At 68.8% G+C, this 22404-nt stretch carries 19 protein-coding genes; 10 read left to right on the top strand and 9 right to left on the bottom strand.

Translation table 11 applies throughout. The features are described from left to right. The first annotated feature begins 141 nt into the window (after positions 1 to 141). Entirely contained in the window at positions 142 to 1692 is a 1551-nt protein-coding gene (locus ACFYVR_RS08620) for a PucR family transcriptional regulator (protein ID WP_387471693.1), read from the top strand. On the opposite strand, the gene ACFYVR_RS08615 is transcribed toward ACFYVR_RS08620, so the two are convergent. Beyond that, positions 1647 to 2783, bottom strand: coding sequence for a transporter substrate-binding protein (locus ACFYVR_RS08615; protein WP_387471692.1), 1137 nt, complete (start codon positions 2781 to 2783; stop codon positions 1647 to 1649). The genes ACFYVR_RS08620 and ACFYVR_RS08615 overlap by 46 nt on opposite strands. Before the next feature lie 330 nt (positions 2784 to 3113). Between ACFYVR_RS08615 and ACFYVR_RS08610 the strand changes: the two genes are divergently transcribed. The 4 genes from ACFYVR_RS08610 (at position 3114) to ACFYVR_RS08595 (ending at position 9589) form a co-directional block, all read left to right on the top strand. Further along, positions 3114 to 5165: a hydantoinase/oxoprolinase family protein gene (locus tag ACFYVR_RS08610; protein WP_387471691.1), complete on the top strand. Its 2052-nt coding sequence runs from the start codon at positions 3114 to 3116 to the stop codon at positions 5163 to 5165. Positions 5166 to 5214: 49 nt separating this feature from the next. Next, positions 5215 to 7227, top strand: a complete 2013-nt coding sequence (locus ACFYVR_RS08605) for a hydantoinase B/oxoprolinase family protein (protein WP_387471690.1) — start codon at positions 5215 to 5217, stop codon at positions 7225 to 7227. Between the two features lie 102 nt (positions 7228 to 7329). Beyond that, positions 7330 to 8997 carry a purine-cytosine permease family protein gene (locus ACFYVR_RS08600; RefSeq protein WP_387471688.1) on the top strand — a complete coding sequence of 556 codons (1668 nt, stop codon included), beginning with the start codon at positions 7330 to 7332 and terminating at the stop codon, positions 8995 to 8997. Positions 8998 to 9091: 94 nt separating this feature from the next. Beyond that, the gene (locus tag ACFYVR_RS08595; RefSeq protein ID WP_387471685.1) at positions 9092 to 9589 is read left to right on the top strand and encodes a nuclear transport factor 2 family protein; all 498 of its coding nucleotides are present in this window, start codon (positions 9092 to 9094) and stop codon (positions 9587 to 9589) included. On the opposite strand, the gene ACFYVR_RS08590 is transcribed toward ACFYVR_RS08595, so the two are convergent. The 6 genes from ACFYVR_RS08590 to ACFYVR_RS08565 all read right to left on the bottom strand — a co-directional run bounded on the left by ACFYVR_RS08590 (position 9561) and on the right by ACFYVR_RS08565 (position 15576). Continuing rightward, positions 9561 to 9947, bottom strand: coding sequence for a VOC family protein (locus ACFYVR_RS08590; protein WP_387471683.1), 387 nt, complete (start codon positions 9945 to 9947; stop codon positions 9561 to 9563). The two genes, ACFYVR_RS08595 and ACFYVR_RS08590, sit on opposite strands and share 29 nt — an antisense overlap. Before the next feature lie 12 nt (positions 9948 to 9959). Then, entirely contained in the window at positions 9960 to 10691 is a 732-nt protein-coding gene (locus ACFYVR_RS08585) for a flavodoxin family protein (protein ID WP_387471681.1), read from the bottom strand. Between the two features lie 136 nt (positions 10692 to 10827). Then, on the bottom strand, positions 10828 to 11748 hold the full coding sequence (gene bphC, locus ACFYVR_RS08580) for a biphenyl-2,3-diol 1,2-dioxygenase (protein WP_387471679.1): 921 nt from the start codon (positions 11746 to 11748) through the stop codon (positions 10828 to 10830). Between the two features lie 26 nt (positions 11749 to 11774). Then, positions 11775 to 12953, bottom strand: coding sequence for a hydroxylase (locus ACFYVR_RS08575; RefSeq protein ID WP_387471677.1), 1179 nt, complete (start codon positions 12951 to 12953; stop codon positions 11775 to 11777). Between the two features lie 63 nt (positions 12954 to 13016). Next, on the bottom strand, positions 13017 to 14705 hold the full coding sequence (locus tag ACFYVR_RS08570; protein ID WP_387471675.1) for an FAD-binding protein: 1689 nt from the start codon (positions 14703 to 14705) through the stop codon (positions 13017 to 13019). Position 14706: 1 nt separating this feature from the next. After that, a complete protein-coding gene (locus ACFYVR_RS08565; RefSeq protein WP_387471672.1) occupies positions 14707 to 15576 on the bottom strand; it encodes an alpha/beta fold hydrolase in 870 nt (289 codons plus the stop codon). 108 nt (positions 15577 to 15684) lie between these two features. On the opposite strand from ACFYVR_RS08565, the gene ACFYVR_RS08560 reads away from it, so the two are divergent. Next, positions 15685 to 16182, top strand: a complete 498-nt coding sequence (locus tag ACFYVR_RS08560; RefSeq protein WP_387471670.1) for a hypothetical protein — start codon at positions 15685 to 15687, stop codon at positions 16180 to 16182. 37 nt (positions 16183 to 16219) lie between these two features. Here ACFYVR_RS08560 and ACFYVR_RS08555 read toward each other — a convergent pair whose 3' ends face one another. Beyond that, the gene (locus ACFYVR_RS08555) at positions 16220 to 17110 is read right to left on the bottom strand and encodes an IclR family transcriptional regulator (RefSeq protein ID WP_387471667.1); all 891 of its coding nucleotides are present in this window, start codon (positions 17108 to 17110) and stop codon (positions 16220 to 16222) included. 189 nt (positions 17111 to 17299) lie between these two features. On the opposite strand from ACFYVR_RS08555, the gene ACFYVR_RS08550 reads away from it, so the two are divergent. Beyond that, positions 17300 to 18169 (top strand): LLM class F420-dependent oxidoreductase, encoded by an 870-nt coding sequence (locus ACFYVR_RS08550; RefSeq protein ID WP_387471664.1) that lies wholly within the window; start codon positions 17300 to 17302, stop codon positions 18167 to 18169. Positions 18170 to 18204: 35 nt separating this feature from the next. Next, complete coding sequence (locus ACFYVR_RS08545) at positions 18205 to 18687, top strand: nuclear transport factor 2 family protein (protein WP_387471662.1); 483 nt, start codon at positions 18205 to 18207, stop codon at positions 18685 to 18687. 85 nt (positions 18688 to 18772) lie between these two features. On the opposite strand, the gene ACFYVR_RS08540 is transcribed toward ACFYVR_RS08545, so the two are convergent. Then, positions 18773 to 20395 carry an acyl-CoA synthetase gene (locus ACFYVR_RS08540; RefSeq protein WP_387471660.1) on the bottom strand — a complete coding sequence of 541 codons (1623 nt, stop codon included), beginning with the start codon at positions 20393 to 20395 and terminating at the stop codon, positions 18773 to 18775. A gap of 216 nt (positions 20396 to 20611) precedes the next feature. Here ACFYVR_RS08540 and ACFYVR_RS08535 point away from each other — a divergent pair, with 216 nt between their 5' ends. Beyond that, positions 20612 to 21532 carry a 3-oxoacyl-ACP reductase gene (locus tag ACFYVR_RS08535; RefSeq protein ID WP_387471658.1) on the top strand — a complete coding sequence of 307 codons (921 nt, stop codon included), beginning with the start codon at positions 20612 to 20614 and terminating at the stop codon, positions 21530 to 21532. 16 nt (positions 21533 to 21548) lie between these two features. Then, positions 21549 to 22292 (top strand): SDR family NAD(P)-dependent oxidoreductase, encoded by a 744-nt coding sequence (locus tag ACFYVR_RS08530; protein ID WP_387471657.1) that lies wholly within the window; start codon positions 21549 to 21551, stop codon positions 22290 to 22292. Positions 22293 to 22404 lie beyond the last annotated feature (112 nt).

The following is a 22404-nucleotide window of genomic DNA, read 5'->3' as shown; positions in this document are numbered from 1 at the left end:
CAACCCGTCAGGTGATCGGAAGCCGGAGGGCCGGACCGCGAGGTCCGGCCCTCCGGTCGTCCCCGGCGCGGCCACGAGTCGAAAGGATCCCCGCGGGGCGACATAATCGGCTCACGATTCTGCGCCGAGAGGGAGTGACGGTTGGCCACGATAGGTGATCTCGCCGATCACGCGGGCCTGCGTTCCCTCACGCCCGACGCGCTCGTGCGGACGCGACGGACCAGGATCGACGGGGTGCACCGGGTGGACGGCGGCCCGCCCGCGGATCTGCCCGGGAACAGCGCGGTGTACGTGCCGTCCTCGGCGTGGCCGCTGCTGCCCGCACCGGCGGCGCTGACGGCCACCCTGCGGTCGGCGGGTGGAGTCGCGGTGATCGTCGACAACAACGACGTCAATCTCCCACCGGAATTCCTCTCCGAGTGTGTGCGGCAGTCGTTTCCCGTCTTCCTGCTCCCGTCGAACCTGCGCTTGGACCAGGTCGCAGCGGTGATCCGGCCGTCGGACCGTGCCCTCTCTGCCGAGCGGCCGACGGCTGCCGACCGGATAGGCGATGTCGTCGACTCGTTCGTCGGGGCGAGCGAGATCGACGCCTGGCTGGTGATGCGGGGATGCGTGGTCGGTGGTTCCCGCAGGCCCCCACCGACATCGGATCGCCTGCGGAAGGTTCTCGCACGCAACCCGGTCACGCTGGACCGGATCGCCGCGGCACCAGCCGTCGTCAACACGACCCTGCCCCGGTCCGGACGCACGATGGCGCTGGTGAATCCGCAGCGGACGCCGTGGGATTCACGCCGGGTGCGTGCGCTCGCCGAGCAACTCGACGCGTACGCGCAGGCGGTGGAGGTGGCCCGCACGGCCCGCCAGCAGTCGGAGTCCGCGCTGATCCGGGAACTCATCGCGGCAACGGTCGCGACCGAGGCGCTCGATCCCTGGGCGAGCTCACTCGGCCTGACGACGGGCAGCCGCATCCGCGCGGTCTCGCTGGTGCCCCCGGACACGGCCAGGGTGCAGGTCGACGAGATCGCGGCCGCACTACGCGATCTCGGACTCCGCAGCGGTCAACCCTGTGTCGCGGGAACCCATGACGGGAACGCCTACGCACTCATCACCATCTCGGGCAAGCACAGTGGTGATCCGAACGAGAATCCCACCTTCGACGACGATCTCGACGTCCTACGAGTGCTCGTGGAGCGGCAGTACGGCTTCCGCCCGGCCGTCGGTGCCAGTTCGTGCGTCCTGCACGGAAGCGACGACCTCGTTCGTGGGCTGATCAGCGCGCGCCAGCTCGCCGAGCGTCAGGCGCGCACCTCGGGAAACGACGATGGGGCCACACCGCTCCCGGCGCCGTTGGCGGCGACGCTGCTGTCCACCGAGCCGAAGCTCGCCGCCGTCCTGCATCGCGCACTGCTCCAGCCGGTGATCGAGTACGACGAGCAGAAGGGGTCGCAGTACCTGCACACGCTCAGGACGTTCCTGGCACTCGACGGGCACTGGGGTGCGGCGGCGTCCGAACTGGGCATCCACATCAACACGTTGCGGTACCGACTCGGCCGCATCGAACGGCTGACCGGGCGCGGACTACAGGCCACCGCCGACCGGACCGACTTCTACCTCGCGCTCACCCTGTACGAGTCAGGTGAACGGCGTCAGGGCGTGGCTCCTGATCCCTCTCGAGGGGATCGGAAGCCATGACCTACGGGAACCCGCCCCTCCCACCACGGCTCCGGAAGCCGCGGCCGGAACTCGGCGATCACCTCGTAGTCACCACCCGAGGCCCGCCCCACGTACGTCGGGTGCGCGCTGTAGTGGTTGCTCCGGAAGTAGAACGGCAGCCCCTCGGGGTTCCCGTCGAAGCGCACCCGGAGGAGCGCCTCGGCCAGATCGTCCGGATCGAGCGACGGCGACTGCTCGGCCGCGAGCGCAAGCGCGTGGACGGCGTTGTACGCACCGACCTGCGCCGCGTGCGTCCGTTCCTGAGCGCGGATCTCGACGAGCGACCGTCGATACGCGGCGTTGAGTTCCGACTCGATGCGCGAGAAGTACGTCCCCACCATGTAGTGGCCGTCGCTGACCTCCGCGGGCATGTGGGCGAGGTCGATCGCGGTCGTGACGGTCGCGGCGATCGGCAGGGTGTCCGCCGTGTACCCCGCTCGGTGGAATTGGGTGTAGAAGCTCGTCGTCGATTCGCGCCCGACCAAATTGCAGACGACCACGGACGGCTTCTTGCGGTCGATGTCCGCGAGAACCGCTCCGAACGACGTCTCCCCGAGTGGGGCGTACCAGTTCCCGACAGTCTCGACGCCCCAGTGTTCACCCATCCGGTTGATCGACTCCCCGAGGACCCGGGGATAGATGTAGTCGGAACCGACGATGTAGATCCGGCGACCGAGGGTGCCCGCGATCCACCCGAGGTAGTCGACCATGTACTGATTCGGCGAAGCACCGCAGTAGAACACCCGCGGGTCCGACTCCTCGCCTTCGAAGTACGTCGGGTACATCAGCAGGGTCCGGTTCGCGTGGACGGCCGGACGCATCGCGACCCGGCTCGCGGAGGTGTATCCACCGACGATCACGTCGACCGATTCCTCTCGGCACAGGTGGTCGATCCCGCGGGCCGTCGATGCGACCTCGGACCGGTCGTCGTAGACGGCGAAAGTCATGGGCTCGCCGAGGATTCCGCCGTCCCGGTTCACCTCGTGTACCGCGGCGAGGGCGCCGTCGAGGATGGACTTCTCCATGTCGGCGAGCGCGCCGGTGAGCGAGTACAGCATGCCGACCTTCACGTGCGCTCCTCTCGACGGCGACCTTCCCGCGGCGGTGAGGTCACTCTACGTCCGCCCACAACGCCTCACACGCCGGAGTCGAGGCCGCGGGCCGGTACCGCGCAGCCCTGTTGCGATTCGATGACCGCCGGTTGCGAACGGATGTCGGACACATCCGGGTAACGAACGACATGACCTCCGTTCTGCCTGGTCACGGCCCCGGCGGCGCTCCACGACCTGTATCGGTCTCCAACATCCGGCCCCGCCTCGTCGTCCGAAGGACCAATTGTCGACGTCCCCGGCACCGGGTTCTCTGGCACCCGGACAGCGACACACCGACAGGAGGCCGACATGACAGAAGCCATCAGCAGGCCCGCGAAGATCCGCACAGCGGTCGACATCGGGGGAACCTTCACCGACGTGTTCGTTCAGCACGAGGACGGCAGGATCACCACCGCGAAGTACCCCACCCAGGCCGACCCCATCGAGGGCGTCCTGGCCGGGATGAGGCAGGCCGGCGTGAGCTGGGAGGACGTCGAGTTCTTCTCGCACGGAACGACTATCGCGACGAATGCGCTCATCACCCGCAAGTTCCCGAAGGTCGCCCTGGTGACCACGGAGGGGTTCCGCGACGTCATCGAGATCCGCCGGGGCGACCGCGAGACCTGGGACCCCTACCAGGAGGTCGCGAAGCCGTTCGTCCCACGCCGCCACCGGATCACGGTGCGTGAACGGATCGGGTACGACGGCACGGTCCTCGAGCCGCTGGACGAGGTGCAGGCTCGCGACGTCGCGCGGATCCTGCGGCGCCGGGGTGTCGAGACGATCGCCGTCTGTTTCGTGAACTCGTTCACCAACCCCGACCACGAGAACCGGATGGCGGAGATCCTCGCCGAGGAGCTGCCCGGCGTCGCGATCACCACCTCCAGCGACGTGCATCCCGAGATCTTCGAGTACGAGCGGTTCTCCACCACCGTCGCCAACGCGGCACTGGTACCGATCATCGGCCCCTACGCCCGCACTCTCGAGGGCCGCCTCGCCGAGAACGGCTACGCGAACGACGTGCTCCTGCTGCACTCCGGTGGCGGCGTGATGACGCCGGCGATGGCCGAGAAGTACGGCGCACGCCTCGCCGCCTCCGGGATCGCGGCCGGTGCGATCGCCAGTCGTCACATCGCCCGCATGTGCGGATACGAGAACTCCATCGGGTTCGACATGGGCGGTACCTCCACCGACGTGTCCCTGACGGACAACGGCGTGCTCGGCACCACCAACATGTGGAGCGTCGAGTTCGGCTACCCGATCTGCTTCCCCAGCATCGAGGTTCTCACCATCGGCGCCGGTGGCGGCTCCATCGCCTGGCTGGACGACGCCGGATCGCTCCGCAACGGTCCCCAGTCCGCCGGCTCGGAGCCGGGACCCGCCTGCTACGGCGCACAGGAAGAGCTGGCGACCAACACCGACGCGAACCTCATCCTGGGCACCGTCGGCAAGAAGCTCGCGGGCGGAGTGAAGGAGCTCGACGAGTCGCTCGCGCGCACCGCGGTCGAGAAGGTCGCCGCGCCACTGGGTCTGGATGTGGAGACCGCCGCACAGTCGATCATCAAGGTGGCCAACGCCAACATGGCCGATGCCATCCGCCTGATCTCGATCAGGAAGGGCCACGACCCGCGCGACTTCGCACTGGTGGGCTTCGGCGGCGCCGGGCCGCTGCACGCGGCGTACCTGGCCAAGGACCTGGGCATCCCGACGGTGATCATCCCGCCGCATCCCGGCGTCACCTCCGCGATGGGCTGCATGCTGGTCGACATCCAGCACGACCTCACCAAGATGTACCTCGCGGACTCCGCCGAGGCCGACCTCGACCACCTCGCGGAGTCGTTCCGGGAACTGGAGGCCCAGGGGCGTGAACGCCTCGCGGCGGAGCACGTCGACGAGTCGGACATGATCTTCGAGTACTACCTCGACATGCGGTATCTCGGACAGTGGCGCGCCATCGCCGTTCCGGTCACCGCTGCGCTGACCACCCTCGACGACGTGGTCGCGACCTTCCACGAAACCCACCTCCGGGAGCACAATTTCGCGTCCGAGGACTCGAGCGTGGAGATCTACCGCGTTCTCGTCCGTGCCATCGGCCTGACACCCCGCCGTGACGCGCGTCCTGCGGAGCTGGTCGATCCCGCGGGCTTCGCACCCACACCCACGGAGGTGCGACAGGTGCTCTTCCCCGACGAGGTCGACCGGCTCGACACCCCGGTCTACGACCGCGCCGAGCTGCCGCCCGGAGCCGTGCTGTCCGGTCCGTGCATCGTCGACCAGCTGGACTCGACGACGGTCGTCCCGCCGCACACGACGGCGCGTGTGGACGAGTGGGGAAATCTCATCCTCGAACACCAGGCGTAGACCAATACAACTCGTTCTGTTGCAACTGAATTCGTTAGGGGTAATGAACATGGCCACATCACTGGACCCGGTGACCTTCGAAGTCCTCAAGAACGCCTTCATCAACACCGTCGACCAGATGGCGGAACAGATCCTCCGGACCTGCTACTCGTTCGTCATCTACTCACGCGACTTCTCCTCGGCCATCTGCGATCCCGAGGGCAACACCGTCATGCAGGGCACGGGTGACATCGCCGCGCACGTCGGCACACTGCACTACACGGCGAAGGCCGTGATCCGCCAGTTCGAGGGCGACATCCACCCGGGTGACGTCTTCGTCATCAACGATGTCTACGAGGGCGGCAGCCACTTCAACGACACCCGGATCATCCGCCCGATCTACTACCAGGGCGAGCTCCTCGGCTACGCGCAGGCCAACGGCCACTGGGCCGACGTCGGAGGCGCGACCCCCGGCTCGTTCAACGTCAAGGCGCTCGACCACATGGGTGAAGGTCTGCGCATCCCGCCGACCCGCTTGTGGAGCAAGGACGAATTCCTGGAGGATGTCGCGTATCTCATCGCCAAGAACACCCGCAATCCGCGGGACATCATCGGTGACATGCAGGCGCAGGCGGAGGCCACCCGGGTTGCGGAGCGCGAGATCCAGCGTCTGTGCGACAAGTACGGCGTCGAGACGATCAAGACCGCGATGGTGGAGGTCCAGGACTACGTCGAGGAGCTGACCCGGGCGAAGATCGCGGCACTGCCCGACGGTGTCTGGTACACCGAGGACTACATCGACCAGGATCCGGCGCTGGGTGAGGGGCTGATCCCCGTCACGATGAAGATGACGATCTCCGGCGACACCGTGCACTACGACCTGAGCGACTCGCACGCGTCGATCTCGTCGATGCTGAACGCGGGCTTCGGCGGCTCGTTCGCCGGGATCGTCGCCGGCACGAAGATGCAATTCCCCGACATCCCTTTGAATTCGGGGTTCTACCGTGTCGTCACCGCCGATCTCGGCCCGCTCGGGTCGGTCGTCAACGCCGACTGGCCGTCACCGTGCGCCGGCTTCTGCTCGGGCCCGTTCGAGAAGATCATGAGCTCGGTGTTCGAGGTGTGGTCGGACATCCTGCCCGAGCGGGCGATGGCCTGCACCTTCAACCTCGAGTACCTCCTCGTCGGTGGCCGCGACGGTCGCGAGAACGGCAGCCCCAATTTCATGTGGTACGACTGGATGATGGGCGGCTGGGGCGCCCGCAACGGCGCCGACGGTTACAACGCGTCCGCCGCGGTGTTCGGCGTCCAGTACGGCACCCAGCCCTTCGAGGGGCAGGAACGCCTGGCGCCCGTCCTCACCTCGTGCCACGATCTCCTCCCCGATTCCGGTGGTCCGGGCAAGTACCGGGGCGGCCTGGGCGCGGAGAAGGGCGGCCGGCTCCTGGGAAGCAGCAATACGGTGATGTCGTACTGCTGCGACCGCGAACGCTCGGTGACCTGGGGGTTGTGGGGCGGCCTGCCGTCGATCCCGCACGGCGTCTGGCTGAACAAGGGCACCGACGACGAGCAGTACCTCGGGTCGATCTTCGCGGCGGTTCCGATCAAGGCCGGCGACGAGTTCACCCGCCCCTCCGCCGGCGGCGGCGGACTCGGTGACGCGCTCCAACGCGACGTCGACGCGGTCCTGGAGGACGTGATCGACGGCTACGTCTCGATCGAGCGCGCCGAGAAGGACTACGGCGTGGTCATCCGTGAGGTCGATCCCGAGATCTTCGAGTACGAAGTGGATGTCGCGGCCACGGAGAAGGCCCGCGCGTACATCCGCGACAACCGGCACGCCTGGATGGAACGCGACGCGCAGGAGGTCTCGGAGGAGTACCGGTCCGGGCTGATCAACGAGATGGACTGCGTACGGCAGTACGGCGTGATCCTCGACTGGGGCAGCGGCGAGGTCCTCGTCAAGACCACCGAGCAGTTCCGGGCGATGCTGCGCCGACGCACCATCGTGCACTGGACCGACGACCCGACGATCGACTACGTCAAGGGCACGCTGACGGTGTCGGAGCCGGCAGCGGTCTGATTCCCCGCGCACCCGGGTACCCCTTGTGCGGGCACCCGGGTGCGGATCCTCCCCGAAATCCACTGGCAACGGCGCCAAGGACATCATCGAACAGGAAGACTCATGTCAGTTACGCCGCATCCGGGTACCCGCGAGGTACCCACGCTCGCACTGTCCTCCACCGACGATCCCAAGGTCCTCGAACGCGCCGCCGCCGAGGACTACTCGCTGCACATCGTCCCGCTCTCGTGGCGGAGCGGACGCCTCTCGGTTTCCATGGCCTGGTTCGGTCTGATGAGTGCGATGTTCTGGGTCGTCGTCGGAAGCACCGTCACCCTCTCGGTGGGCACGGTGGACACCATCATCGGAATCGCCCTCTCCACAGTGACATACGGTGCCATCAACTCGGTCGCGGCGCGGTACGCCGCCAGGACCGGTACCAGTGTGTCCCTCTTCTCACGCGCCCTGTTCGGCCGGGCCGGCTCCGCGTTCGCGGCCGCGCTGTTCGGCATCACGATCACCTACTACGTCGTGGCGGAGGGCGCCATCGTCGCCAGCGCTCTGCACGCCTACGTTCCGACGCTCCCGATTGCGGTGTGCTGTCTGATCGTGGTGCTGTACCAGGCTCCACTCGCCATGCGCGGTGTGACCACCTGGCTCGACAAGATCAACGGGTTGCTGCTGCCGCTGTACCTCGTTGGGCTGGTCGGGTCGGTGGTCTGGGCAATCACCCGGTACGGGTACAGCAACGACTGGCTCACCTACGAACCCGCCGACGCCGTCGACTTCGGGGTGCCGGGCTGGTGGTTCGCCTTCACCGTCTACATGGGCGTGTGGGTGGTGACGATGATGGCCTGGGACTTCGCCCGCTTCGGTCGCCCCGAGGACGCGAAGTTCAACGGACGCATCACCTTCGGGACGCCGTTCTACGTGATGACCCTGCTGGCGAACGCCCTCGTCGGCATTTTCCTCGCGCACACGATCGACATCGAGGGCGCGCTCGACGAGGAGTCCGCGATCCTGGGCATCGTCGCCATGATGGGCTTCTGGGGCCTGCTCTGGGTGGTGGTCAGTCAGACCCGCGTCAACACCGGGAACTTCTATCTCGCCTCGACGAATCTGCAGAACTTCTTCGCCCGCGTCTTCAAGCTCACGCTCCCCCGCGTGTTCTGGCTCGCGGTCGTGGCGGTCGTCGTCTACGTGATGATGCTGACCAACGTCCTGTCGTGGATCCTGCAGGCACTGAGCTACCAGGGCGTGATCATCGTCAGTTGGGTCGCCATCGCCATGACGCACATCGCGCTCACGTCGAACGGCAGGGGCAGAGCCCTCGCCGCGGCGGAGTTCCGGCCGGGACGTGTACCGGCGGTGAATCCCGCCGGTGTGGTCGCCTGGGGCGCCTCGTCGCTGACCGGGATCGTGATGGTGGCCTTCGGTGGCACGTCCGGCACGGTGTGGGCACCTCCCGTGAGTTGTGTACTCGCGGCTGCCCTCTACACGGTCGCGCTCCGGTTCTCCAGGCCGTGGTGGTTCACGCTCGATCGTCCCCTCGATCCACGCAACGAGGTCGACGATCCGTGGGAGTCACGAGTCGAGTGCCATCGATGCGGTGACTCGTACATCGCCTACGAGATGGATCGCGACCCCTCGGCCGGCCATCAGGCGATCTGCCTCGCGTGCGCGTCGAACACGCCCGGCTTCCTGCGCGCGGCCGAAGCGGAGGCCGCCCGCCACCGGTCCGCGACCTCACCGGGTCGGCGCGGTACGGACTGCCCGGCCGCCTTGCCCTGAGCACGGCGGCCGGGCAGTCACCGGCCGATGCCGATCAATATTTATGAATATAATCTGCATCACATCAGTGTTCGAGGCGACGACCAGGAGAGACATGTCCGACGACGACCCCCGCGCCGCGCTCGCGACCCTGACGGCCCGCGTCGCGGCGCTCGAGGCCGAGCGGGCCGCGGGCAACCTCGCGCACCGGTACGCGGCCGCCCTCGACCGTCCCGACCCCGAGGTGCTCGCGCGCCTGTTCGTCGCCGACGGCGTGCTGGACACCAGCCGCGGGACGTATCGCGGGCGCGACGAGATCGCGGCGTTCTTCCGCCGTGCTGCGGCCCTCGACGACTCGGAGAAGCGGCACTTCGTCTGCGCGCCGGAGGTACGCGCGAGCTCGGCCGAGATCGCGGAGCTCGACTGCTACTTCGGCTTCACGGGCCGCGGCGAGAACCGATCGATGCTCGGCTGGGGAACGTACTCGGCGGCCTGCCGCGTCGAGTCCGGGACCGCCTCCTTCGAACGGCTCACCATCCGTGTGCACGTCGGAACCGACCTCGAGGCCGGCTGGCCGCGGGACGTCAGCGCCCCGATCCGTACGGGCGGGTGATGATCTCCAGGTAGTGCCCGGACGGGTCGAGGAAGTAGGTGCCCCGGCCGCCGTCGTTGCGGTTGATGCCGTGCGCGGACCGGCGGGGATCCGCCCAGTGCTCGATCCCCCGTTCCTGGATCCGGCCGTAGATGGTGTCGAAGTCCTCTTCGGAGACCAGGAAGGCGTAGTGCTGGGGAGCGATGTGGGTGTTCGGGGGTGGCTCGGCGAAGTCCAGTGTCACGCCGTGGTCGAGTTCGACGGCGAGAAAGTGCCCGGCGGGAACCGGGTCCGGCAGCCCGAACAGCCCAGTGAGGAAGTAGGCGGAGCGCTGCTTGTCCTCGGCAGCGACGATGGTGTGGTTGAACGAGATGGTCACGACGAACCCCCTTCAGCGGTAGTCGGGATTGGCGAAGCTCGGCTTGCAGCCGGCGTCCCACTGCGATCGCTGGTTGCCGTAGGCGGGAATTCCGCCCGCCGCCTTGATCATTGCGGCGACGTGCATGAGGTTGTACGTCATGAAGGTGGTGTTGCGGTTGGTGAAGTCGTTCTCCGGTCCACCGGAGCCGTCGTCCAGGTAGGACGGCCCCGGTCCGGCCTCGCCGATCCATCCGGCGTCGGCCTGGGGAGGGATCGTGTAGCCGAGGTGCTGCAGGCTGTAGAGCACGTTCATCGCACAGTGTTTGACGCCGTCCTCGTTGCCGGTGAACAGTGCCCCACCGACCCGGCCGTAGTACGCGTACTGCCCCTTGTCGCCGAGGATCGAGGAGCACCCGTACAGCCGCTCGATCACCCGTCTCATGACGGAACTGTTGTCGCCCAACCAGATCGGTCCGGCAAGGACCAGGATGTCGGCGGCGATGATCCGCTCGAACAGCCGTGGCCACTCGTCGGTCGCCCAGCCGTGCTCGGTCATGTCCGGATACACGCCGGTGGCGATGTCGTGGTCGACGGCCCGGATCTGGTCGACCGCGACGCCCACGTCACGCATCAGGTCGATGCTGCGGTCGACCAGCCCCTGCGTGTTGCTGCGTTCCGGCGACCGTTTCAACGTGCAGTTGACGTACACCGCGAGCAGTCCGGTGAAGTCGGGGCGCTGCGCAGACTGCGAGGGACGGGACATCGGGCACCTCCGTGGGACGGCGGATCCGCAGTACCACGATAGGCGTCGGGGACGATCCCGGCGACGCGAAAGCCGAATGCGGCGGTCGACTCCTCCGCGACCGCCGCATCCGGCTTCGTGTGCCCTCCCGCCCGGATCAGGACTTCGGGGTGAACGCCGCGAGCGGCTCCGACCCGGACCAGTCGTGGCCCCAGTAGCTGTCCGCGGTGATCTCCTCGGCGGTGAAGTGACGCTCGTCCACGAGCATCCCGTCGGTGCCGAACTCGATGTCCCACCCTCCGGGCGCGCGCACGTAGAACGAGATCATCTTGTCGTTGGTGTGCCGGCCCAGTGTCGAGGACAGTGAGAACCCGAGTGCGTTCACCCGGTCCAGTGCCTGGCCGACGGCATCGAGGGTGTCGACCTCCATCATCAGGTGCACCAGGCCGGGCGCCTCGGTGGGGGGCGCCGGGCAGATCGCCAGGCTGTGGTGTCGTTCGTTGACCCCGAGGAACCGCACCCGCCGTGCGGGGCCCGGCGCGCCGGGCCCGCCGAGCCGGATCGCGCCGCGCGGCAGGAATCCGAGCACTTCCGTGTAGAAGGCGTAGGTCTGCTCGTAGTGGGGGGTCGGGAGCACCACGTGGCCGAGCCCCGCTCCCCCCGTGACGAACCGTCCGCCGTGCGGGGTGACGACCGGGCTGTGGTCGAGGACCGGACCGAAGAACACCTCGAGCACGGTGCCGGCCGGGTCGGTGAACGTGATCGCCCGTTCGACGCGCCGGTGGTCCGCCTCGTCCTGCGTGAGTTCGCGGACCTCCACACCGGCCTTCTCGACCTGCTCGCGGACGGCCTGCAGCGCGAACTGGTCACGCACCTCCCAGCCGACGGCGACGACCTTGTCGACGTCACCGGGCAGCACCTGCAGCCGCGAGGTCCGCTCGTCGACCCGCAGGTACAGCCCGTCCTCGTCCGGCCCGGATCCGACGGCCATGCCGAGTCCGTCGACGACCAGCTCGCGCCAGCGCGGCACGTCCTGCGTGCGGACCGTGAGATATCCGAGCGATCGGATGTCGGTCATCTTCTCCACCAGTCCTTTTCGAGAAATCAGATCATCGAGCGGTGGATGCCCTGCGGCTCACCGCCGAGTTGAGTGAGCGCCGACGCGTGGAAGATCGAACCCGGCACGTGGATCGCGTGCGACAGGCCGGCGTGCGCATCCCGCCAGAACCGCTGCAGCGGCGTCTTCATCTGCAGCGCACCGCCACCTGAGCGGGCGAAGATCTCGTCCACCGCCCGCACCGCCCGCCACGCTGCCGCGGTCTGCGTGCGACGCCCGACGGCCCGCTGCTCGAAGGTCACCTCGGTGCCCTTCTCGGTGAGGTCCCAGAACCGGTCCACCGTCTCGAGGATCGCGGCCCGCGAGGCGGCGATCTCCGCGGCCGCCTCACCGATCGCGAACAGGACGTACGGATCCTCCTTGATCGGCACCCCGGTGATCGCGACCCTGTCCTTCTGCGCCGCGATGTGGCATGCCAGCGCGCCCTCCGCGATCCCGATCAGCGACGACGTGATGCCGAGCGGGAAGATGCACGAGAACGGGAAGTTGTACAGCGTCTCGGTGCGTCCGGCGATCTTCGGCGCGGTGCCGTCGTACACGGTGGCCGCGTCGAGGGTCCGATGCTGCGGCAGGAAGGCGTCCTTGACGATCAGGTCCTTGCTGCCGGTGCCGCGCAGGCCGACGACGTCCCAGCTGTCCTGGTCGATCTCGTAGTCGCTGCGCGGCAGCAGAACGTGCAGGATCTTCGGCGGCATCTGCGGGGAGCCGTCCGCGTTGCCGACCATCGCGCCGATCATCACCCACTGGCAGTGGTCGGTGCCCGACGAGAACGACCAGCGCCCGTTGAGGATGTAGCCGCCGTCGGTCGGGACCGCGACGCCCATCGGCGCGTACGGCGACGCCATCCAGGTGTCCTGATCCTGCCCCCACACCTCGTCCTGCGCCTTCGGGTCGAAGAAGACCAGCTCCCACGGGTGGACTCCGACGATGCCGGTGACCCAGCCGGTGGCGCCGTCCATCGCCCCGATCGCCATGGCGGTCTCCGCGAACTCGCGCGGATGCACCTCCAGACCGCCGTGCTGTTTCGGCTGCAGCATCCGGATCGCTCCGGCCTCCTTGAGCCGCTTGGCGTTGGCGTCGGTCAGCCGCATCAGCTTGTCGCCCTCGACGCCGTCCGCGCGGATCTCGTCCGCGTACTGTTCGATCCGATCCAGGACCTGCCCCATGGTTTCCCTCGTCTTTCGCTGAATCCGGCGGCGCGCCGCCTGTCGATGTGAACGTCGCAGTCCTCAGGCGGACGCGGCCTCGGTGCTCTCGCTCAGTGGGAGCGTATGCGCGGCCGCGTACTTCGCGGCGAGATATCCGAAAACCATCGACGGTCCGATCGTCGCGCCCGCGCCGGCGTACTCGTTGCCCATCACCGAGGCGGTGGTGTTGCCCGTCGCGTACAGCCCGTCGATCGCGGTTCCGTCGCCGCGCAGCACCCGGCTGTTCTCGTCGGTCACGAGACCGCCCTTGGTGCCGAGGTCGCCCGCCTCGCAGCGGATCGCGTAGAACGGGCCCTTGACGATCTCGTCCAGGTTGGGGTTCTTCATCGTCGGGTCGCCGTAGTAGCGGTCGTACGCGCTGTCGCCGCGACCGAAGTCCTCGTCCTTCCCTGCCCTGGCGAATCCGTTGAACCGCTCGATCGTCGCGACCAGCCGCTCGGCGGGAACGCCGATCGCGGCGGCGAGCTCCGGCAGCGTGTCCGCCCGGTGCACCACTCCGGAGTCGTAGAAGCCCTGGGGGAACGGCATGTTCGGCAGCACCTGCGCGAACGGGTACCGGTTCTTGGCCTTGGTGTCCATCACGAACCATGCCGGGACGTGGCCGCCCTCGAGCTGGTCGTGGACGAAGTTCACATACGGCGACGACTCGTTGGTGAAGCGCTCGCCCTGGGCGTTGACGATCACCGACGGCGGGATGCACCGCTCGGAGACCAGCGGGATCACCGCACCCATCGGGTGGAACACCGACGGCATCCACCAGGCGTCGTCCATCAGGTCCACCGCCGCGCCGAGCCGCAGGCCTTCGGTGATGCCGTCACCGACGTTCTCCCTGGCACCCGCACTGATGTTCGCCCGGCCGTGCTCGGGCAGGTACTCGTCGCGCATCTGCTGGTTGTGGTCGAACCCTCCGGTGGCGAGCAGAACCCCGCGGCGGGCGCGGATCCGCACCTGCCTGCCCTCCCGCTCGGCGACGACGCCGATCACGGTGCCGCGTTCGTCGGTGACGAGTTCGGTCATCGACGTGCGCAGCCACAGCGGGACGCCGGCGTCCGCGAGCGCCATCCGCAGTCGTGCAACCAGTGCCCGTCCGCCGGTCGCCATGTGCCTGCGGCGCACCATGTTCGACGCCACCCGCCAGGCGGCGACGAGCGACGCACGGCGACCGGCCCAGGTCCGCTTGACCATCGCCAGGTCGTGGTAGTCCTTCGACGTCACCCACAACCCGAGCGGGCCCTTCATGCTGTTGGGACGCTGAAACTGCTCGTTCTCCTTCAGCTTTCGGGTGTCGAACGGCAGACACTCGATGGTGCGGCCGAGCGGGCTGCCGCCGTCCTCCTCCGGGTGGTAATCGGAGTAGCCCTTCACCCAGTACAGCTTCATGTGCTTGCTGCGGTCGAGCAGCTGCATCAGCTTCGGCCCGTTGTCGACGTACGCGTCGATCCGCGCGTCCGACACCGTGCCCGCCGTCAGCGTCCGCAGGTAACGGCGGACGGCGGCCGGATCGTCGACCATGCCCCTGCGAGTGAGGGTGGGGGCGTTGGGGATCCAGATACCGCCGCCCGAGATGGCGGTCGAACCGCCGAACTTCTTCCCCTTCTCGATGATCAGGGTGTCGAGTCCGAGGTCCGCGGCGGCGATGCCGGCGGACATGCCGCCGCCACCGCTGCCGACGATCAGGAAGTCGACGGTGGTGTCCCAGGTCTGTGCCATCTCAGCTGTCCTTGCGGGTCAGGAAGGCGAGAACCGCGGACGTCCAGGCCTCCCTGGCCTCGATCATCGTCCAGTGCCCGCAGTTCGGGAAGACGTGCAACTCGGCATTGGGGATGTCGCGCATCGGCAGCATCGCCATGTCGACCGGACTGACACGGTCGTCGCGGCCCCAGGTGAGCAACGTCGGGGCGGTGATCCTGTGCAGCTGCGCCCAGTACGGAGTGACGCCGGATGCCCGCGCCGCCTCGGTGTTCGCCGCGAAGGCCTTGCTGCTGTACATCCGGGCGGCGATCTCGAGCGTCGTCGGTTCGGTGGCCAGCGCCCAGCGTTCCTCGATCAGCTGCTCGGTGACCACGGCCGGGTCGTACACCATCGAGTGCAACCACCGGATCAGGCCCTCACGCGTCGGGTTGTCGGTGAACTCCATCAGCAACTTGATGCCCTCGCCGGGGGCGGGCACGAAGACGTTCCTGCCGATGCCACCGATGGTGACCAGCTTGTCCACCCGGTGCGGCTCGTTGATCGCGACGTTGGTGGCGACGACCCCACCCATCGAGTTTCCGATCATGTGGACCGGGCCGTCGACGCCGATCGCGTCGAGAAAGACCCCGACGGAGGCGCCGGCCATCACCATCGGGTGGCCGTCGCCGGGATCGCTCACGCCGAAGCCCGGGAATTCGAGCACGAGGCAGCGGAAGTGCTCGGCGAAGTCGGCGAGCACCCCCCGGTAGTTCCGCCAGCCGGTGACCCCCGGCCCGGAACCGTGCAGGAGCAGTAGCGGCGGACCGTCGCCGGCCTCGTGGTATCTCAGCGTGCCGAGGTCGGTCGCGACCTCCCTCTGGGTGGACTCGTAGGTGAGTTCGCTCGTCATGGCGCCGACGGTGCCAGCACGTGGCGGTCCCCGGGAGAGAGATTCCCGATCAGCGAGATGTCGGTTCGACTACCATGGCGTCCAACCCGACACGGAGCGGAGGGCAACATGGCCAAGGTGCCGAAGTCCCTGAGCGAAGACGAGGCCCTACTGGTCCGCGAGACCAGGAAGACCGCGATGGCGGAACTCGACGAGGACGACCTCCTCGTTCTGCACAGCCGAATCCGCAAGGCCCGCAACAAGTACGTCAAGCTCTACCGACGCGCGGGTGCGAAGAAGGTCACCGAGAAGGGCGGCCGCGGCGCGGGCAAGGCCGCGAACAAGCAGAACTTCCGCAAGGCGGAGGTCTTCGAGGACGCGCTCGCCCGGGTCAGCCGTCGGCTGGCGGTCGTGGCCGAGCAGACGGCGCTCGAACTCAAGCAGGAACGCCTGGCCAGGGCACGCAAGGACGCACCGTCGTTCGGCGGACCCGACTCCGACGGCAAGGTCCCGGCGAGCGGTATCGCCCGGGTGGACCGGACCCGCGAGTCACCCGGCCGCAAGAAGTACGAGGCGTCGACGATCGCGACGGGCGCGCGGCGTCAGGCCGAGAAGGACAGCCGCTGACGCCCCTCGGGACCGGCCCCTGACGGGCGCCGGGACGTCAGATCCAGCCGCCGACACGGCCGCCGAGCACCCGGGTCCGCGCCTCGGGTGACCAGGTGTCGGCGGGCACCGGAGCCCGCAGCCGGGCGGCTCGACGCGGCGCGCCCAACTCCGGAAACAGGGTCCGGCTGATCTCCCGGGCGGCGTCGACCACGAGGGGCGCCACTCGCTCGAGTGGCGCCGTCCGCACGTCCCCGCTGAGCGAGACCGCCGCGACCGGCCCCTCGGGACCGCGGACGGCGACGCCGACACACGCCACCCCGCGTGCCGACTCCTCCCGCTCGAACGACAGGCCGCGGCGCTGGCGGATCCGGTTCAGTTCCAGATGCAGGGTGGGCAGCGACGTGATGGTGTTCGGCGTGGACCGGACGAAACGGCCCGCACACACGGCGTCGACACGTTCGGGGTCGAGCCAGGCGAGCATCGCCTTGCCCGACGCGCTGGAGTGCGCGGCGATCCGGCCGCCGACCCGCGACGGAATCGAGTTGGCCATCCGACCGCCGATCTTGTCGAGACAGACGATCTCGTGGGCGTCGAGCACCGACAGCTGCACGACCATGCCGATCTGCAGATGCAGCTCGTGCAGCAGCGGCGCGGCGGCCTCCCGGAGTTCGGCGTGCCCGCCGTCGGCGCCCGTCCCCAGCGCCCTGCGGCCGAGCCGGTATCCGAACGAGGCGTGCTCGACCCAGTTCAGTTTCACCAGGGAATCCAGGATCCGATGCACCGTCGACCGCGGCAGTCGGGAGCGGCAGGCGACCTCCTCGAGGGTGAGCCGGGCGGCCCGGCCGTCGAACGCGTCGAGGATCAGCGTCATCCGCTCGACCATCGAGGGCGGGACGTCCCGTGCATCGCGGGACTTGGTGGTGGGCGCGTCGGCTACGACCGTCATGTCGACTTCCTCCGATCCAAAACTGAAACGAATTCTGAAATTGTAGCAGCCCGAAGAGTGATCCAGAACACTTCCGCGGCGCGGGGGTTCTCGACCACCGGGAATCGGCCCCCAGCTCCCCCGCCACCGCGGTACAAAGCCCACCCGGGGCCCGCGACACGGGCCGGCACCGAGGGAAGCGAGAAGGCCATGCGAATCGGGATCGTCACCCCGGTACTGATCCAGCACCCGGCCACGCGTGGACCCTGGGAGGCCGCCGCCGGCATCGACGAGGTCGCGGCGATCGCCGAGTCGGCCGACCGGCTCGGCTACCACCATCTCACCTGCAGTGAGCACGTCGCCGTGCCCACCGCGGTCGCGTCCGAACGGGGCGGCACCTACTTCGACCCCCTGTCCACCCTGGGATTCCTGGCGGCCCGCACCCACCGGATCCGCCTCGCCACGCAGGTCCTGGTCCTCGGCTACCACCACCCCCTCGAGATCGCGAAACGATACGGCACCCTCGACCGGATCAGCGGCGGGCGCGTCGTCCTCGGGCTCGGCGTCGGCAGCCTCCGCGAGGAGTTCGACCTTCTCGGAGCGACATTCGCCGGTCGCGGCGACCGGGCCGACGACGCACTGCGTGCACTGCGCGCCTCGCTGGGCCGGCCGAACCCCACCTACCGCGGCGAGTTCTACGACTTCGACGACGTCGTCGTGCAGCCGCACGCCGCGCAGGAGCGGGTGCCGCTGTGGATCGGCGGCCGCAGCGCACGGTCGTTGCGGCGCGCGATCGAACTCGGCGACGGCTGGGTGCCGTTCGGGCTCGGCCTCGGCGACCTGACGGAGATGCTCGCCCGGACGACGGTTCCGGACGGCATGGCAGTCGTGCTCGGCACGTCCCGTCCGCTCGATCCCGCGGCCGCACCCGACACCGCCGTCCGCGCGCTGACCCGCCTGCGGGACGCGGGCGCGACGATCGCCGGCGTCACCCTCGCCGCGACCAGCGCGACGCACTACTGCGACCAACTGTCCACCCTGAAGCATCTCGCCCAGGCCGTGGACATCGAATTCGACTGACCTACAACCCGTTTCGGCAACCAGGAGGACACCTCATGACCACGACCGACGACCTCGTCACCACGCTCACCGACCGCGTACAAGCCCTCGAGGACCGGCTGGCGATCACGAACCTGATCGCGTCCTACGGACCGGCAGTCGACAGCGGTCAGGCCGCGAAGGTGTCCGGCCTGTGGACCGAGGACGGCGTCTACGACGTCGACACCGGCGCGATGCACGGCCGCACCGAGATCGAGGCGATGGTCCACTCCCGCAACCACCAGTCGTACATCCACAGCGGCAGCGGCCACCTGCTGTACCCGCCGCACATCACCCTGGACGGGGACAGCGCGGTCGCGACCTGCCACTCCCAACTGGTGCTGCGGGACAACGAGACCGGCGTCTACCGGGTCGCGCGGATCACCGCGAACCGCTGGGAGTTCTCCCGCATCGACGGCGAGTGGAAGGTCACCCGCCGGGTGGGCCGGGTCCTCGACGGCGGCGACGAGGGCCGCGGCATCCTCTCCTCCGCCCTCTGACCGCGCCCCCTCTGTTCCCGGCTGAAGGTCACCTTCGTGCGCGTGACGCGCACGAAGGTGACCTTCAGCCACGGGTGGGGCCCGGTCAGGGGCGGGCGACCCACTCCTCCAGCGTGCGCCTGGCCCAGCGGTAGTCGGCCTTGCCCGCGGGCGTACGGCGGATCGTGTCGACGCCGACCACGGTCCGCGGCGCCTTGTAGCGGGCGACCCGCGTGGTGACGTGAGCGATCAGCTCGTCGACTCCGGGCACGTCGAAACCGGCGCGGGCCTGCACGACGGCGCCGACTCGCTGCCCGTAGCGCGCGTCGTCGATGCCGGCGACCAGAGCGTCCAGGACGGCGGGATGACTCTTGATCGCCATCTCCACCTCCTCCGGGAAGACCTTCTCGCCGCCGGTGTTGATGCACGTCGAGCCGCGTCCGAGCAGCACGACCGTCCCGTCTGCCTCCACCCGGCCCAGGTCCCCGAGGATCGACATCCGGACACCGTCGACGACCGGGAACGTCGCGGCCGTCTTCTCCGCGTCGCCCCAGTAGCCGAGCGGCACGTGTCCGGACCGGGCGATGTAGCCGAGCTCGTCGGAGCCGGGCTCGATCGGACGCAGCCGCTCGTCGACGACGTGCACCGTCGGCTTCGCGGCGAGCCGCATCGACCCGTCGGCGCCGATCTCGAGGTTGCCGTCCACCCCGGACTCCGACGCGCCGAACCCGTCCCGCACCGTGAGCTGCGGCAACTCCGCGACGAGCTGCTCACGCACCGCCTGGGAGAACAGTGCACCGCCGGACCCGACGACCCGCAACGAACTCAGGTCGTGCCCGGCGCCGTGTTCGGTGATCGCGTCCGCCAACGGCCGGGCCATGGCGTCACCGACCACCGTCACCGTCATCACACGCTCGCGCTCGATCAGGGCGACGGCGTCGAGCGCGTCGAATCGCGGCATCAGGACGTGGGTGGCGCCGACGCAGAACGCGGTGAACAGGGAGTACAGCGCGGCGCCGTGGATCAGCGGCGCGGTCAGCATCCAGGTCATCTCCGGGATGTTCGGGACCGCGGCGGCGACCGCCGCCGGACCGCTGTACGGCTCGCCGAACGGGTTGCCGCCCGAGAGCGCCGCGTGGAAGAAGTCCTCCTGACGCCACATCACGCCCTTCGGCATGCCGGTCGTGCCGCCGGTGTAGATGACGAACAGGTCGTCCTCGCTGCGCTGCGGGAAGTCGCGGTCGGCGGACCGCTCCGCGACGGCATCGCGGTAGTCGCCGGTGGTGACCGTCCCCCACTCGACGGACGACGCCGCAACGGCATCGGAGTCGGCACCGCCGACGAATACGACGTGCCGGACGGTCGGGGTCTGCGGCAGCACCGCAGCCGTGGTCGCGGCGAACTCGGCATCGGCGACCACTGCGACGAGTTCCGCGTTGCCGAACAGGTAGGCCAGTTCCGCGTCGACGTACCGGTAGTTGACGTTGATCGGGACGGCGCGGATCTTCACGCACGCGAGCAGCGCCACGACGAATTCGGCGCTGTTGCGCATGTACATACCGACGTGGTCCCCAGCACCCACCCCGGCACCGGTCAGGTGGTGGGCGAACCGGTTGGCCTCGGCGTCGAGTGCGCGGTACGTCAGGCGGTCCTGCCCGCACACGATCGCGAGGCGGTCGGGCACGGCATCCGCCGCGGCTTCGAAGAGATCGGCAAGGTTCAGCGACATCGGTGGTCCTCCGGAAGGCAGGTGGCGTGGCTGGATCAGTGCGGCGCGGGTACGGACGGGACGGTCCCACGACGGGCGAGAGTGGCGGCGGTCACTCCCGGACACCGGGAGTGCCTCCGGAGAGTGGGACGAGCCTTGCCCAGAACTAGAATGAATACTAATTTCCGGTTCAGTGTCGGCGGAGGAACCGCGGGCACCCGAACACGGGAGATCACCATGGGTGAAACTGTCAGCCTCGGCGGCCGTGCCGCCGTCGTCACCGGCGCCGGCGCCGGACTCGGACGCGCGGAGGCCCTCGCCCTCGCACAGGCGGGCGCCGCGGTCGTCGTCAACGACATGGGACAGGCCGCACACGACGTCGCGGAGGAGATCGTCGCCGCGGGCGGCCAGGCCGTCGCCGTCACCGGCGACGTCTCCGACTGGTCGCTCGGCGGCCGCCTCGTCGACACGGCGGTCGAGAACTTCGGCTCCTTCGACATACTCGTCAACAACGCGGGCATCCTGCGCGACAAGATGATCTTCAACCTGTCCGAATCCGACTGGGACGACGTGATCCGCGTGCACCTCAAGGGCCACGCCGCGACCTCGCACGCCGCCGCCGTGTACTGGCGCAATGCAAGCAAGGCCGCGGGAGGACCGGTCTACGGCCGCGTCGTCAACACCTCCTCCGAGGCGTTCCTGTTCGGCTCCGCCGGGCAGCCGAACTACTCGGCCGCCAAGGCGGGCATCACCGCCCTGACGCTGTCCACGTCCCAGGGGCTGGCCCGCTACGGCGTCACCGCGAACGCGATCTGCCCCCGCGCCCGGACGGCGATGACCGCCGAGGCGTTCGGCGACGCCGACGCCACCGCGGGCCTCGACCCCCTCGCTCCGGAGCGGGTCGGCACCCTGGTCTCGTACCTGGCGTCCCCCGCGTCGCGGGAGATCACCGGTCAGGTGTTCGTGGTCTACGGCAGGATGGTCGCACTGATGGCCGCACCCAAGGTCGAGAACCGTTTCGACGCAGCCGGTTCGGCGTTCACCGTGGAGGAACTCGACCAGCAGCTGTCGTCGTACTTCACCGGCCGGGGACCGTACGAGACCTACGCGGCGTACGGGGTGGCCGAATTGGAGAAGGCCGCGCTGGCGGTCGACTGACGACAGGGGGCGTGACATGAGACTCGCAGACAAGGTGGCGATCGTCACCGGCGGCGCCGGTGGCATCGGCAGGGGCATCGTCCGGGCGTTCACCAAGGAGGGCGCCCAGGTCCTGTTCGTCGACGTCAACGACGACGCGGGCGCCGCGCTCGAGGGCGAACTAGGCGGCGCCGCAAGGTTTCTCAACGCGGACATCTCCCGGGAGGAGAACGCCGCGGTGATCGTCGACGCCGCGATCGAGGCCTTCGGCAGGGTCGACATCCTGGTCAACAACGCGCACGCGTCGCGGCAGGCACCGCTGCTCGAGACCACCCAGGACATGCTGGACCTGTCGTTCGGGACCGGGTTCCACCCGACGTTCCGGCTGATGAAGGCTGCGCACGCGCAGTTGGCCGCGAACCAGGGGTCGGTGATCAACTTCGCGTCCGGCGCCGGCATCGAGGGCCAGGTGAACCAGGCGTCGTACGCGGCGGCCAAGGAGGCCATTCGCGCGATCAGCCGGGTCGCCGCCAACGAGTGGGCCGTTCACAACGTGAACGTCAACGTCATCTCGCCGCTGGCGGCGACCGAGGGCGTCAAGGCGTACATCGAGGCGAACCCCGGTGTCGAGGACGTGCTTCTCGCCAAGACGCCACTGCACCGGTTCGGTGATCCGGAGTCCGACATCGGCCGCGTCGCGGTGTTCCTCGCCAGCGACGACGCGAGCTACATGACCGGCCAGACCCTCATGGTCGACGGCGGCAGCATCAAGCTGCGCTGACCCCGCAGTGGTGGGGGGGGGGGGGGGGGGGGGGGGGCGCCGGGCGCCCCCCCCGCGGCGGCGGGGGGGGGGCGGGAGCCCCCGCGCCCCCGGCCCGCCGCCGGCGCTGCGC

Origin of the sequence: Rhodococcus sp. NPDC003318, from assembly GCF_042879035.1 — a bacterium.
Lineage (GTDB): Bacteria > Actinomycetota > Actinomycetes > Mycobacteriales > Mycobacteriaceae > Rhodococcus_G.
The sequence above is the reverse complement of the archived record's forward strand: the minus strand, read 5'-3'. Positions and strand labels throughout refer to the sequence as shown.